General features: G+C 28.3%; 13 protein-coding genes. 9 read left to right on the top strand and 4 right to left on the bottom strand.

Features of this window, described 5'->3' with window-relative positions; genetic code table 11:
• The first annotated feature begins 36 nt into the window (after positions 1–36).
• Positions 37–609: a hypothetical protein gene (locus R4I97_RS04205; protein WP_335783838.1), complete on the top strand. Its 573-nt coding sequence runs from the start codon at positions 37–39 to the stop codon at positions 607–609.
• 154 nt (positions 610–763) lie between these two features.
• Here the strand turns inward: R4I97_RS04205 and R4I97_RS04200 are convergent, their stop codons facing one another.
• Positions 764–2,287 carry a YifB family Mg chelatase-like AAA ATPase gene (locus R4I97_RS04200; RefSeq protein WP_335783837.1) on the bottom strand — a complete coding sequence of 508 codons (1,524 nt, stop codon included), beginning with the start codon at positions 2,285–2,287 and terminating at the stop codon, positions 764–766.
• Between the two features lie 354 nt (positions 2,288–2,641).
• On the opposite strand from R4I97_RS04200, the gene R4I97_RS04195 reads away from it, so the two are divergent.
• A complete protein-coding gene (locus R4I97_RS04195) occupies positions 2,642–4,297 on the top strand; it encodes an alpha-glucosidase (protein ID WP_335783836.1) in 1,656 nt (551 codons plus the stop codon).
• 44 nt (positions 4,298–4,341) lie between these two features.
• A complete protein-coding gene (locus R4I97_RS04190; RefSeq protein ID WP_335783835.1) occupies positions 4,342–5,718 on the top strand; it encodes an MFS transporter in 1,377 nt (458 codons plus the stop codon).
• 123 nt (positions 5,719–5,841) lie between these two features.
• On the opposite strand, the gene R4I97_RS04185 is transcribed toward R4I97_RS04190, so the two are convergent.
• A complete protein-coding gene (locus tag R4I97_RS04185) occupies positions 5,842–6,336 on the bottom strand; it encodes a hypothetical protein (protein ID WP_335783834.1) in 495 nt (164 codons plus the stop codon).
• A 188-nt stretch (positions 6,337–6,524) separates the two neighbouring features.
• Here R4I97_RS04185 and R4I97_RS04180 point away from each other — a divergent pair, with 188 nt between their 5' ends.
• The 6 genes from R4I97_RS04180 to fabD all read left to right on the top strand — a co-directional run bounded on the left by R4I97_RS04180 (position 6,525) and on the right by fabD (position 11,517).
• Complete coding sequence (locus R4I97_RS04180; RefSeq protein ID WP_335783833.1) at positions 6,525–7,064, top strand: hypothetical protein; 540 nt, start codon at positions 6,525–6,527, stop codon at positions 7,062–7,064.
• A 227-nt stretch (positions 7,065–7,291) separates the two neighbouring features.
• Positions 7,292–8,029 (top strand): basic amino acid ABC transporter substrate-binding protein, encoded by a 738-nt coding sequence (locus R4I97_RS04175; protein WP_335783832.1) that lies wholly within the window; start codon positions 7,292–7,294, stop codon positions 8,027–8,029.
• Between the two features lie 26 nt (positions 8,030–8,055).
• Positions 8,056–8,790 (top strand): basic amino acid ABC transporter substrate-binding protein, encoded by a 735-nt coding sequence (locus tag R4I97_RS04170; protein WP_335783831.1) that lies wholly within the window; start codon positions 8,056–8,058, stop codon positions 8,788–8,790.
• 41 nt (positions 8,791–8,831) lie between these two features.
• On the top strand, positions 8,832–9,545 hold the full coding sequence (locus tag R4I97_RS04165; RefSeq protein WP_335783830.1) for an amino acid ABC transporter permease: 714 nt from the start codon (positions 8,832–8,834) through the stop codon (positions 9,543–9,545).
• A complete protein-coding gene (locus R4I97_RS04160) occupies positions 9,538–10,266 on the top strand; it encodes an amino acid ABC transporter ATP-binding protein (protein WP_335765369.1) in 729 nt (242 codons plus the stop codon). Before R4I97_RS04165 ends, R4I97_RS04160 begins: the two co-directional genes overlap by 8 nt.
• Positions 10,267–10,608: 342 nt before the next feature.
• Positions 10,609–11,517 (top strand): ACP S-malonyltransferase, encoded by a 909-nt coding sequence (gene fabD / locus R4I97_RS04155; RefSeq protein ID WP_335783829.1) that lies wholly within the window; start codon positions 10,609–10,611, stop codon positions 11,515–11,517.
• A gap of 76 nt (positions 11,518–11,593) precedes the next feature.
• On the opposite strand, the gene ahpC is transcribed toward fabD, so the two are convergent.
• Entirely contained in the window at positions 11,594–12,157 is a 564-nt protein-coding gene (gene ahpC, locus R4I97_RS04150; RefSeq protein WP_295295880.1) for an alkyl hydroperoxide reductase subunit C, read from the bottom strand.
• A gap of 113 nt (positions 12,158–12,270) precedes the next feature.
• Positions 12,271–13,800 (bottom strand): bifunctional phosphoribosylaminoimidazolecarboxamide formyltransferase/IMP cyclohydrolase, encoded by a 1,530-nt coding sequence (gene purH / locus R4I97_RS04145; RefSeq protein WP_335783828.1) that lies wholly within the window; start codon positions 13,798–13,800, stop codon positions 12,271–12,273.
• Between the last annotated feature and the right edge of the window lie 49 nt (positions 13,801–13,849).

The raw sequence follows: 13,849 nt of genomic DNA, 5'->3' as shown, positions 1-13,849 counted from the left end.
TATAAATTATAATCAATTTAAGGAATATCTATATTTATGAGCAGGAAATTATTTAAACTATTTTTATCAATATCTTTATTAACTCTATTTACAATCTCTTGTAGTAATAAAGTAACATCTACTGAAAAGGAAGAAACTCTTTCCAACACTACATACAAAATTAAAGAAGATAATTCTACTCCAATAACTAAAGAGCAAATTTTAAATGTTTTAAAATCTTTAGATAAATTTGAGGTTGGAGGAGAAACTTGGGATTTTTCTCAAATTACAAATCTTGATGAGCTTTATAATGTAGATGCTGAAAAATTGTATGATTATCAATATGTTAACAATGTTGCTAAATTAACATCATCTAAAGAGGGAAAGGCTTCAGTAAATGCCTTAATTAGAAAATTAAAAAAAGAAGTAGCTCCAAAATTAGACGAAATAGGTATATATTTTCCAGAAGATATTACTACAGTATGGGGGGATCCTGATAGTACACGTCCTTTACGTATAATATTTAATGTAAAAGCAAAAAATGGTTATATTCCTAATAAGGAAATAGAGAAATTATTTGATAAAGATTTATTAATTGTATTTATTACTAAAGCTAAATGGGCATCATAATAAACTAAAATTTGTATGTATTAATTAAAAAGGTTTCATATAATTTCTATATGGAACCTTTTTATTTAAATAATGATATTTTGTTAATAGATTTATTAATTATAAACTACTTTTTTAATCATATTTTAAACTCAAAATTTTATTAAGCTGATTTTTAATTAAAATTAAATCTATACTGCAAAGCTTCTGTTATATGAGATGTTTCTATTACTTCTTTATTTTCTATATCTGCTATAGTTCTTGATACTTTTAATATTTTATTATAGCTTCTTGCACTCATTGAAAATTTTTGCATAGCCATATTTAATATGTTTTTAGCTTTACTGTCTAATATACAAAACTTTTCAATATCTCTTATACCCATAGATGAGTTTGAAAATATTTTAAGTCCATTTTCTCTAAAGCGTTTTTCTTGTATTTTTCTTGCCTCATCAACTATTTTACGCATAGAAGAAGATGTCTCTCCATCAGCTTTTGAAATCATTTTATCATAATCTATACCGCGTACTTCTATTGATATATCTATTCTATCAAGTATAGGACCTGATAATTTTGCAATATATTTTTTTCTTTCATTTTCAGAACATCGGCATATATGTTTTTCGTCACCATAATAACCGCAAGGACAAGGGTTCATAGCAGCAACCAAAGTAAAATTAGCAGGAAAAGAAATGCTCCCGTTAGCTCTGCTTATTGTAATCGTTTTCTCTTCCATAGGCTCTCTTAAAGTTTGAAGTGCGGAACTTTGAAACTCTACAAACTCATCAAGAAACAATACTCCATTATGAGCCAAAGTGATTTCACCAGCTTTTATATTTCTCCCTCCTCCTACTAAACTCACATGAGAAGAAGTATGATGAGGTATTCTAAAAGGGCGTTTTTTTACTATTGGCATATTTTTTGATAATAGCCCATAAGAAGAATATATTTTCGTTACTTCAATAGCCTCTTCAAAAGTTAGCGGAGGAAGTATTGTAGGTATTCTTTTTGCTATTAGAGTTTTTCCGCATCCGGGTGAGCCTATCATTATAAAATTGTGCCCTCCAGCAGCAGCTATCATAGCAGCACGCTTTGCATATTCCTGCCCCTTTACTTCAGAAAAATCTACCGCTTCATTATTGTCTGATGTGAAATTAAAATTACCTTTGGATATTATAGCTTCTTTTTTACCTTCAGAAACATCCATTGCTTCTTTGAGTGTTTTTACAGGATATAAATTAAGTCCTTCAATAATGTTAGCTTCTTCCATATTGTTAAAAGGTATAATAGCATTTTTTATTCCTAACTCCTTGGCATTCAAAAGCATTGAAAATATTCCCTTTACTTCTCTAACACTTCCGTCTAATGCTAATTCACCAAGTATGATAGTGTTATTCATAAAATCAGAAAAAAACAACTGAGCACTTGATGAAAGTATTCCCAAAGCAAAAGCTAAATCATACATGCTTCCTGTTTTTTTTATATCCGCTGGAGCTAAATTTATAGTTATTCTCTTAGGCGGGAAAAATCTGTCACTGTTGTTTATTGCTGCAATTACTCTTTCCTTTGCCTCATTAACCGCTTGGTCTGGAAGCCCTACCACATCAAACTTTGGCAAACCTTCGGATATATTTACTTCTATAGTTATTGGTATGCCTTCTATACCGTAGAGAGCTTCTGAATATATTTTAGTATGCATAAAATATTACCCCAATTAATTTTTATGCATATAGTTAAACAAAATTTTTTTATATTTAAGCTTATGATTTTTTAATTTTATAATAATTTTTTATATAAATTTAACTATTTATAATGAACTGCATTATTATATTGTTCATAAAAAATTAATTATATGCATATATTTATCAAATATAAATAAAAAAATATTATTAAATTACTAATATATAACATATTAGATAAATAATTTTTTAAAAATATGAAATATTTATAAATAAAAACTTGATTGATATTATTTTTTTTACTATACTTATAAACGTTTGATTTTGATCAACTTCAAAATATAAAAAAATGAATAAATTGATAAGGATGTTCTATGTCTAAAGAATGGTTTAGGGAAGCCGTAATATATCAAATTTATCCAAGAAGTTTTAAAGACTCCAATGGAGATGGTATAGGCGATTTAAAAGGAGTATTAGAAAAATTAGATTATTTACATGAATTAGGTATAACTGCAATATGGTTTTCTCCAATATACAGTTCTCCTAATGCTGATAACGGTTATGATATATCTGATTATCAAAGCATTATGAAAGAATTTGGAACAATGGAAGATTTTGATAAAATTGTAGAAGAATGCAGAAAAAGAAATATCAAAGTAATTATGGATTTAGTAGTCAATCATTCATCTGATGAACATAAATGGTTTATAGAATCAAAGAAATCAAGAGATAATGATAAAAGTGATTATTATATATGGGCTGATAAAAAAAATGGAAAAGAACCTAATAATTGGGAATCATTTTTTACTGGAAGTGCTTGGCAATGGTGCGAAGAAAGACAGCAATACTACTTGCATTTATTCCATAGAAAACAGCCTGATTTAAACTGGAAATGCGATAAATTAAAAGAAGAAATATTTTCTATGATAGAATGGTGGATAAAAAGAGGTACTGACGGATTTAGAATAGACGCTATAAGCTATCTTGAAAAGCCGGAAGGTTTTCCAGATTCCACAAAACCAGTCACTCATAAAGATGGATATGTTATGGATGCTGAAATCACAGCAAATCTTCCAGGCACTCATAAATTTATAAATGAAATGAATATTAGATTATTTAGTAAATATGGTATTCCTACTGTTGGTGAAATAGGATGCATCACTCCTCAAACTGCAAGGGATTATGTACTTCAAAGCAGAAAAGAATTTGATATGATAATACCTTTCATTCTTCCTCAAATAGAAATTGATACTTGGAATGTACCTATGTTTAAAAAAAGAATAGAAGAATGGTATGAAGCTTTAAAAGATGACGGATGGTGGGCTCAGTTTTTAAGCAATCATGATAAACCTAGGCAAGTATCATTATATGGAAATGATAAAGAGTATAGAGTAGAATCTGCTAAGATGCTTGCTTCTATTATACATACAGTTCCTGGTACTCCTTTTGTTTATCAAGGTGAAGAAATAGGAATGACAAATGCATATTTTGATGATATTGAAGATTATAATGATGTTGATACCAAAAGCATGTATTATAAATTAACAAAAGATATTAATAATAAAGAAGAAATAAAAAAAATATTTGACAGTGTTAGAATATCAAGCCGTGATAATGCAAGAACTCCTATGCAATGGAATGATGATGAGTTTGCAGGATTTTCAAAGCATAAGCCTTGGATAAATGTTAATCCTAACTATAAAGAAATAAATGTAAAAAAAGCATTAGAAGATAAAGATTCAATTTTTTATTATTATAAAGAATTAATTAATATAAGAAAAAATAATAAAATAATTGTTTATGGTGATTATAAAGAGATAAAATTTGATAATGAATATATATATGCTTATGAGAGAAATTATGAAGACAAGCAATTAATAGTGATAAATAATTTCTCTAAAGATAATGCAAAAATAAACTTAAACTATAATATAAAAAATATTATATTATCAAATTATAAAGAAAATAAAATTAATGGTTCAGAAATAGAATTGAGAGCTTATGAATCAATAATTTTTTTCTCTAAGTAATATAAAATAATATATATATAAATTTAATAATAAGGAATAATATTATGAATACAAATATGAAAGTTGGTTTGGGAGAAAAGATAGGCTATGGTTTTGGAGATTTAGCCTGCAACTTAATTTTTTCAACAGCTACATCATACCTAATGTACTATTATACAGATATAGCAGGGCTTACAGCTGCTTCTGTTGCAACTTTATTTTTAGTGGCAAGGATTTGGGATGCCATTAATGACCCTATTATGGGAATGATAGTTGATAAGACTAATACACGTTTTGGTAAGTTTAGACCTTACATATTATTTGGTTCTGTATTTTTAGCTATATTTGCTTTTTTATGCTATGTAGTTCCTACTAATATGAGTTTAGGCGGTAAATTAATTTATGCTTATATTACTTATATAGGATTAGGTATGTCATATACTTTGGTAAATTTACCTTATTCTGCTTTAACTTCAGCTATGAGTAATGATTCTGAAGAGAGAACTAAAATAACAACTGTGAGAATGATATTTGCTGTATTAAGCGGTGTTGTGGTAGCACAAGTTTGGAACTTAGTAGATATATTTGGTAAAGGAAATGAAACTGTAGGATACAGATATACTACAGCTATTATGGGAGTTGTTTCTATAATATTGTTTGCTATATGTTTCTTCTCTACAAAAGAAAGAGTATACATCGATAATAATAAAAAAGAAGAAAAGAAACATTCTCTAAAAGAAGAGTTCAGCAGTATATTATTAAATCCTCCTTTGATAATAATTACTATTGTGTTTATGCTTATATTAATATGCGGTTTTGTTATAGCTGGTGTTAACATATATTTCTTCAAATACAATGTTCAAAGGGCAGATTTAATCACTCCTGCTATGACATTAACAACTTTATCTACTGCTATAGGAATGTTCACTGTCCCTTATGTTACAAAATTATTTGGTAAAAAGAAGGCTGGAATAATTACATTAAGCATGTTTGGATTATTAAATCTATTATTTTTTATAAATTATAAAACTTTAAATTCTATACCTTTATATTTTGTAATAATAGTTATTTCAGGAATATTCAATTCATATACTTGGTCTTTAGGCTGGTCTATGCTTCCAGACACAATAGAATATGCAGAGTATAAAGTTGGTTTTAGAGCCGAAGGACTAATATACTCAATGTATAGTTTCGGACAGAAAATGGGTATGGCTTTAGCAGGACTAATATCAGGTCAAATATTAGCATTTGTAGGATATAAAGCAAATGATTTACAGCAAACACAATTTGCTTTAGATGGAATAGCATTCTTAAGAGGCGGCGTTCCTTTTATATTATGCATAGCTTCTATTATAATTATTTCTTTCTATCCTTTAACTGAGAAAAAATATTTACAAATATTAGATGAATTGAATAAAAGAAAAAGTATAGAACAAAATTAATCAATGATAAAAAGGCAGTAAATAAAAATATTTGCTGCCTTTAAAAATAATTTAAATATCAAGCTTTATCAAGAATAAAATTATTATATTTTTATAAACTTAAATATTTATCTAATTTCTTATTTATTCTTTTACCATAGTACCTCTATAATATGCAGGGGCTTGATTTTCTTCATCTGTAAAACTAACTTCAACAACAACATCAGCTGTAACATTATCATCATTAAAAGTTGCTGTAGTTTTATAAGAAGTATTATAATCATCAATTACAGTGAACTCTAAAGTGTTTTCTTTTTGTATAATGATTTTCTCAAAAGATAATACAGGTTCTGGATAAGCAGAGCCTGATATATACACATCTATAGAAGCATCTGTTTTTATTACAAATTTCCAAGTTAAATATTCAAGAGTGTTAGCAGATTTTAGTTTTCCATTCCAAGTGCCTTTATGTTTTATAATATCTTCTTTATTGTTATTTATTTCTGTATTAGTTTCATTAGTATTTGTTTCATTAGATGATGAGGCAGAGCTGTATTCTACTCCTGTTGTTTTTTTATTGCTGCAGCTTAATAGTAATATTGTTACTATCACAATAATTAATAATAGTTTTTTGCTCATTTATATTATCCTTTTATATATTCTCTTTTACTAAAATAATATTCTATATGTAAATATCTAATATAATATAAAAAAAATATATAAATAGTGTTGCAAATTTATTATCTATAATAATTAAATAATATGTTAAACTATTTTTAATTTATTTCGTATATTATAGTATACTTTAATTTTTGGGATAAAAAATTATGACAAAAAATATTACGTTGATTATATTATTTTTATTTGCTTTAAATCTATACCCTATCGCTACATCAAAGCAATATGATAATTGGAAGGTAAAAACCATTGTATATGACGGCACAGATAAAAAAACAGTTACAATGTCTTTAAATCTTGATAAAAAGCTAGAAGTATATATAGCTTCAAGACAAGAACAATTAAACATCACAATTACTTGGTATAATGATAAAATTAATAATGATGATGATGTAATATCATATTATTTTGACAATAAACAAATAACAGAAATAGAACCAATAGTTCGCTCAGAAAAAAATAATTTTGATATACTTTATACGGTTTCCCCTTCATTTGGTATAGTTCAAGAAGAGGAGATTATTAACTTTTTTCAAGATTTAATTAATCACAGCACTATGACAATAAAACCATACAGAGAATCAAAAAATATATATAATGTAAATTTAAAAGGCATTAAAGATGCAATAGAATATACAGATTTTTCTAATACTCTGTTTGATAAATATAAATCTCGTATTTTAAAATAACTTGACTTTTTTATTTGCTGTATTATAATTGATTCTAAATTACGGAGTTATTTTATGATTAACTATTTTTCTGATATAAAAATACTCTCTTTCTTTCAAGTATTAATCAGGCGTTAAGCCTATTTGCATATCTATTATTATAATCAAAAAACACATTTTATTAATAAAAAATATATGTTAATATTATGTATCTTTAATACATGTAAAAAAACTTTAGGAGATAAAAAATGTTTAAAAAAATAATAATTATTACATCAATACTTTTAATATCTTTAATTGCTTTTATGAGCTGTTCTCAAAAAGAAAATAAACTTTATGTAGGCACTAATGCTGAATTTGAACCTTTTGAATATAGAGATGGGGACAATATTGTTGGTTTTGATATAGATTTAATCAATGAAATAGCTAAAATTATGAAGCAAGATATTGAAGTTGTAGACATGGCCTTTGACGGACTTCTTCCTGCTTTACAATCAAAAAAGATAGATATAATTATTGCGGGTATGACTGCAGATGAAGAGAGAAAGAAGTTTGTTAATTTTACAGACCCTTATTATAACACCCAACAATCTATATTAGTTCATAGTGATAATAAAGATATTTATAGCTTTGATAGTTTACAAGGCAAAAATGTTGGTGTTGTGTTAGGTTTTACAGGGGATTTGATTGTAAGCGAAATGTCTAATGTAAATGCTCAGAAATATGGTGCTACATCAGAGGCTATATTAGCTTTAAAAAGCAAAAAAGTAGATGCTGTAGTTTTAGATTATGAACCTGCTAAACAATATTTTAATCAAAATGATGATTTAAAATTAGTTATTACAGATTCTCAAAATGAAGAATATGCTATTGCTATGAGAAAAGAAGATACAGAATTACTTAAAAAAGTTAATGATGCTTTAAATACTATAAAAGAAAACGGCACTTACGACATGCTTATAGAAAAATATTTTGAGAGTAAATAAAAACATTTAGTGGGAGATAATAATTAATGAAAAATATATTAAAAATTCTTCTGTTAGTTTCTTTGCTTATAGTATTATCATGTTCTAAGAAAGAGGAAAAAGATGTTTTATATGTTGGTACTAATGCTGAATATCCTCCTTTTGAATATTTAGATGAGAATGGTAATGTTGTTGGTTTTGATGTTGAGCTTATAAATGAGATATCAAAGATAATAGGAAAGAAAATAGAAATAAAAGATATGACTTTTGACGGACTTATACCTGCTTTAGAGGCTAAAACTATAGATATACTAATAGCTGGTATTACAGCTACAGAGTCAAGAAAGAAAGTTATTAATTTTTCTAAGCCTTATTTTGAATCTCAGCAAGCTATCATTGTAAAAGAAGATAACAACTCTATCACTAACTTTGACAGCTTAAACAATACTTATACAGTGGGTGTTGTTTTAGGATATGTAGGCGATGTTGCTTTAACAGAGAGTAAAAAAGTTGATAAAATAGAGAGATTTAACAGAACAGCAGATACTGTAGTGGCATTACAAAGCGGTAAAATAGATGCTGCTATAATGGATTATCCTATAGCTGTTGGTTATATAAAGAACAATGAAGGTCTTAAAGCTATTAAAACAGATTTATCTATACAAGAGCTTTGTATTGGTTTTAGAAAAGAAGATACTAAGCTTTTGGAAGATGTAAACAAGGCTTTGGATACTTTGAAAGAAAACGGCAAATATGATGAGCTTGTAAAAAAATATTTTTAATATTTGAATGGTAAAACACAGAGATAATTTAAGGAAAGCAGATGACAGAATATTTAGAGTTGCTTAAAGAAGTATTTATAGCTAACCATAGATATATGTATATGGTTAAGGGGCTTTTATTTTCTATAGGAACTACTTTATTTGCTACACTTATTGGTATAGTTCTTGGTATATTTATTGCTCTGATGCAATTGTCACATATTTATCCTTTAAAAAATATTAAAGGGTTTGAGACATTTAATCCTATATCAAAATTAGCGTTTGGATATGTTAATTTAATAAGGGGTACACCTGCGGTTGTGCAGCTTATGATTTGGGCGAATGTTGTATTTGTGGGGGCTTTAAGAAATACGCCTATACTGATTATCTCTGCTATAGCTTTTGGTATTAACTCTGCTGCTTATGTTGCTGAGATTATAAGGGCTGGTATTGAAGGGCTTGATAAAGGTCAGATGGAGGCTTCGAGGGCTTTGGGGCTTAATTATGCTCTTTCTATGAAAGAGATTATTATACCGCAGGCTATCAAAAAGATACTTCCTGCTTTGGTGAGCGAGTTTATTACTCTTATCAAAGAGACTTCTATTGTTGGTTTTATAGGGGGGGTTGATTTGCTTCGTTCTGCTAATATTATTACTAGTCAAACTTATAGGGGGGTTGAGCCTCTTATCGCTGTGGGTATAATATATTTGATATTAACTTCTATCTTTGCGGTGTTTATGAGAAAGGTAGAGAAGGGGCTTAAAGAAAGTGATTAAAGTAGAAAATTTACATAAAAAGTTTAATCAATTAGAAGTGTTAAAAGGAATAGATGTTAATGTTGAGAAGGGTGAGATTATTGCAATTATTGGTCCTTCTGGAAGCGGTAAATCTACTTTTTTAAGATGCATAAACAGACTTGAAGAGCCTACTAATGGAAAGATATTTATAGACGGTGAAAATATATTAGACAAAAAAACTGATATAAATAAGATAAGAGAAAAGGTTGGAATGGTATTTCAGCATTTTAATTTATTTCCTCATAAAACAGTAATGGAAAACATTATCTTAGCACCTATGAAATTAAAAGGCTACACTAAAGAACAAGCAGAAACTAAAGCACTTGAGTTATTACAAAAAGTTGGACTTGTTGAAAAAAAAGACACCTACCCCAATAAACTTTCAGGAGGGCAAAAACAGAGAATTGCTATTGCAAGGGCTTTAGCTATGGAGCCTGAGGTTATGCTATTTGATGAGCCTACTTCTGCATTAGACCCTGAGATGATTAAAGAAGTTTTGGACGTTATGATAGATTTGGCTAAAGAGGGTATGACTATGCTTATAGTTACTCATGAGATGGGTTTTGCTAAAAATGTTGCAAGCAGAATACTGTTTATGAATGACGGCATTATACTCGAAGATGAAACACCTGAAGAGTTTTTTAATAATCCTAAACACAGCAGAACTAAAGAGTTTTTATATAAGGTTTTAAACAAATAGGTTTTATATTCACTAAACTTTTTATATTTGCAAATTTGTATTTAAAAACTCATTGCTAAATTATATGTAAAAATGCAAATATAAAATTTATATTAAAAATCATTTCTTTAGTATAAATTTCTATAAATAAACTAATCAATATTTTTAGTATTGTAAAAAAAAATCTTATAACTAATTTAATATTTTCAATCTATATTACTTATAATAAAAAACTCACTTGATAAAAGTTTAATTTATTGTTAATATTTGGAATATAATTAAATAATTTATAAATATTAATAAATATTAATATTTTTGAATATACAAAGTTTAAATAAATTTTAATAAAGGAGAATAATACTTATGTCAATAGCATTTTTATTTCCGGGACAAGGCTCTCAAACAGTTGGAATGGGTAAATCTTTATACGACAATGTAGCAGAGTCTAAGGCTATATTTGATAAAGCTGCTAATATATTAGATGATGTAGATATTAAGGCATTATGTTTTGAAGGAAGTGAGGAAGATTTAAAGAAAACAGAAAATACTCAGCCTGCGTTGGTTACAGTTGGTATGGCTGTTTATGAAGCTTTAAAAGCTAAAGGAATAAAAGGAGATTATTTTGCAGGTCACAGTTTAGGAGAAATTACAGCCCTTTCTGCTGCTGGATATATCTCTTTTGAGGATGCTGTAAAGATTGCAAGAACAAGAGGACTTCTTATGGCAAAAGCTGGTGCCGATGCTCCTTATGGTATGGCTGCTGTACTTGGTTTGGATTATGACACTGTTTCTAAATGCATGCCTGAAAGCAAAGAGGTAGTTGCTGCTAACTATAACTTAAAAGACCAAATTGTTATATCAGGTTTACTTAGCGCCATAGAAGCTGTTACTCCTAAACTTCAAGAAGCTGGCGCTAAGAGGGTTATGCCTTTAAAAGTTTCTGGTGCTTTCCACTCACCTTTTATGAAGCCTGCCGCTGATGAACTTAAAAAATTCTTGGATAATGTTCAATTTAATAATAGCGGTAATAAGGTTTTATCTAATGTTACGGCAGATGTGCATAGTTTCGATAATATAAAAGATAACCTTTACAAACAAATGTTCTCAACTGTAAGATGGTATGATAGTATGATTAATCTTCAAAGCAAAGGCGTTAATAAAATATATGAATGCGGACCTGGTAAGGTTTTAGTTGGTATGTCTAAAAAAATAGCTCCAGAAATAGAGGCTATCTGCGTATTTGATAACGATTCTCTAAACTCAGTACAATAAAACTAAAAAAAATAATTTGTTATAAAAAAGGAGGCTTTTTAGCCTCCTTTTTACTATATTTTAAAGGTTTAAATTATCAGATTTTTCCAACCAAATCAATTCCTGGTTTTAAAGTTTTAGCACCTGGTTTCCATTTAGCAGGACAAACTTCACCGCCATGTTCAGCTACATATTGAGCAGCTTGTACTTTACGAACTAATTCATTAGCATCTCTACCAATTCCCATATCATGTACTTCATAAGCTTTAATTAAACCTTCAGGATTAACAATAAAGCTTCCGCGTAAATCTTGTCCAGCTTCTTCTACAAATACTTCAAAGAATCTTCCTAATAATCCTGTTGGGTCTCCAAGCATAGTATATTTTAAGTTTTTAATAGTTGCTGAAGCATCAGCCCAAGCCTTGTGTACAAAATGTGTATCTGCAGATACTGAGTAAACTTCACAATTAATTTTTTTAAGTTCATCATAAACAGTACCTAAATCTTCTAATTCTGTAGGACATACAAAAGTAAAGTCTGCAGGATAGAAGAAAAATACACTCCATTTACCTAATACATCTTTTGTAGTAACCTCTTTAAACTCTCCATTTTGATAAGCATCAACCTTGAAATCTATAAGTTTTTTATTGATTAAACTCATTATAAAACTCCTTTTATTTTTTGTTTGTATGCTCTAACAATACAATAAATAATAAATTTTGTCAAGTAAAAAACTGTACAAATTAGTAAAAATTACTAAAAAATATGTATTTTTTAATGCTTAAAATGTCTTATACCAGTAAACACCATAGCAATACCATGTTCGTTACAAGCATCAATTGATTCTTGGTCTCTCATTGAGCCGCCGGGCTGAATTATAGCTTTAATATTGTATTTAGCACAAGCGTCCACTACATCTCTAAATGGGAAGAAAGCATCTGATGCCATCACAACCCCATCTCCTGCTCTCTCTAAAGCATCTTCACAAGCCCAAATCCTGTTAGTTTGTCCGCTTCCTATACCTTTAGCCATAAAGTCTTTTATAACAACTATAGCATTTGATTTAGCATATTTTACAACCTTCATACCAAATATTAAGTTTTTCATCTCTTCTTCTGTAGGCTTTTTTTCTGTTACAACCTTATAATCTTCTATTAAAGTGGTATCTTCATCTTGTACAAGTAATCCTCCGTCTACTTTAACAAGATTGATTTTATCGTTAGTATTAGTTTTGTATTTTATAACCCTTAAATTCTTTTTAGTTTTTAATACTTCTAAAGCTTCTATAGTAAAATCTTTAGCTATAACAATTTCTAAGAATATTTTAATAAGTTCTTTTGCTGTTGCTTCATCTACTGTGCTGTTGAAAGCTACTATTCCGCCGAATATGGAAGTAGGATCGCATTCATAAGTTCTATTATAAGCCTCTAATACATTAGAACCTAAAGCAGCACCGCAAGGAGTAGAGTGTTTTATAGCAGAGCATGCATACTCTTTTTTAGCTTCATCAAATTCTAATACTATTTTTAGAGCTATATCCATATCTCTAATATTGTTAAATGAAAGTTCTTTTCCGTTTAACTGTTCATAATCTTTCATAGAGCCTTTATCTGTAGTAGAAACATAATAGCTTGCTCCTTGATGAGGATTTTCTCCATATCTTAATTCTTCTTTTAATGCATAAGACATATTCAAATAATTAAGTTTTTTGCCTTCTTTATTTTCTAAAGAATTAAACATAAACTCTGACACTGCAGCATCATAAGCAGAAGTCAAATTAAATACTTTAGAAGCTAAATATTTTTTTGTTTCAAAACTAACTTCGCCTTTTTCCATTTCACTTTTTACTAAATCATAATCTTTAACATCGCTTATAACTACAACATCTTTGAAAGACTTAGCAGCAGAACGAAGCATAGTAGGTCCGCCTATATCTATAAATTCAATCTTTTCTTCAAATTTCAAATTATCATCTTGTACCTTTTCAAAGAAAGGATAAAGATTAACTATAACCATATCAATAGGAGTAATTCCCCTCTCTTTAATAGTTTCCATATGAGCAGGGTTATCTCTTATAGCAAGTATTGCTCCATGTATTTTAGGGTCTAAAGTTTTTACTCTTCCATCAAGCATCTCTTTAGCTCCTGTAACTTCAGCAACCTCTATTACAGGTATATTATTTTCTTTCAAATATTTATAAGTTCCGCCTGTAGAAACAATTTCCACATTCTTAGAAGTTAGAAATTTAGCAAAATCTAATATTCCGTCTTTATAAAATACAGATATCAATGCTCTCTTAATCATAAACAATCTCCATAAAAAATATAGTTTTTAATGAAAACATTATAATATA

Source organism: Brachyspira pilosicoli, assembly GCF_036997485.1.
Lineage (GTDB): Bacteria > Spirochaetota > Brachyspiria > Brachyspirales > Brachyspiraceae > Brachyspira > Brachyspira pilosicoli_C.
Note: the sequence above shows the minus strand (reverse complement) of the source record. Positions and strands in the feature narration are given on the sequence as shown.

Bases quoted from the DNA above. Each gene is read 5' to 3' on its own strand.
- R4I97_RS04205 (WP_335783838.1), top strand. From the start codon at position 37: ATGAGCAGGAAATTATTTAAACTATTTTTATCAATATCTTTATTAACT.
- R4I97_RS04200 (WP_335783837.1), bottom strand. From the start codon at position 2,287: ATGCATACTAAAATATATTCAGAAGCTCTCTACGGTATAGAAGGCATA.
- R4I97_RS04195 (WP_335783836.1), top strand. From the start codon at position 2,642: ATGTCTAAAGAATGGTTTAGGGAAGCCGTAATATATCAAATTTATCCA.
- R4I97_RS04190 (WP_335783835.1), top strand. From the start codon at position 4,342: ATGAATACAAATATGAAAGTTGGTTTGGGAGAAAAGATAGGCTATGGT.
- R4I97_RS04185 (WP_335783834.1), bottom strand. From the start codon at position 6,336: ATGAGCAAAAAACTATTATTAATTATTGTGATAGTAACAATATTACTA.
- R4I97_RS04180 (WP_335783833.1), top strand. From the start codon at position 6,525: ATGACAAAAAATATTACGTTGATTATATTATTTTTATTTGCTTTAAAT.
- R4I97_RS04175 (WP_335783832.1), top strand. From the start codon at position 7,292: ATGTTTAAAAAAATAATAATTATTACATCAATACTTTTAATATCTTTA.
- R4I97_RS04170 (WP_335783831.1), top strand. From the start codon at position 8,056: ATGAAAAATATATTAAAAATTCTTCTGTTAGTTTCTTTGCTTATAGTA.
- R4I97_RS04165 (WP_335783830.1), top strand. From the start codon at position 8,832: ATGACAGAATATTTAGAGTTGCTTAAAGAAGTATTTATAGCTAACCAT.
- fabD (WP_335783829.1), top strand. From the start codon at position 10,609: ATGTCAATAGCATTTTTATTTCCGGGACAAGGCTCTCAAACAGTTGGA.
- ahpC (WP_295295880.1), bottom strand. From the start codon at position 12,157: ATGAGTTTAATCAATAAAAAACTTATAGATTTCAAGGTTGATGCTTAT.
- purH (WP_335783828.1), bottom strand. From the start codon at position 13,800: ATGATTAAGAGAGCATTGATATCTGTATTTTATAAAGACGGAATATTA.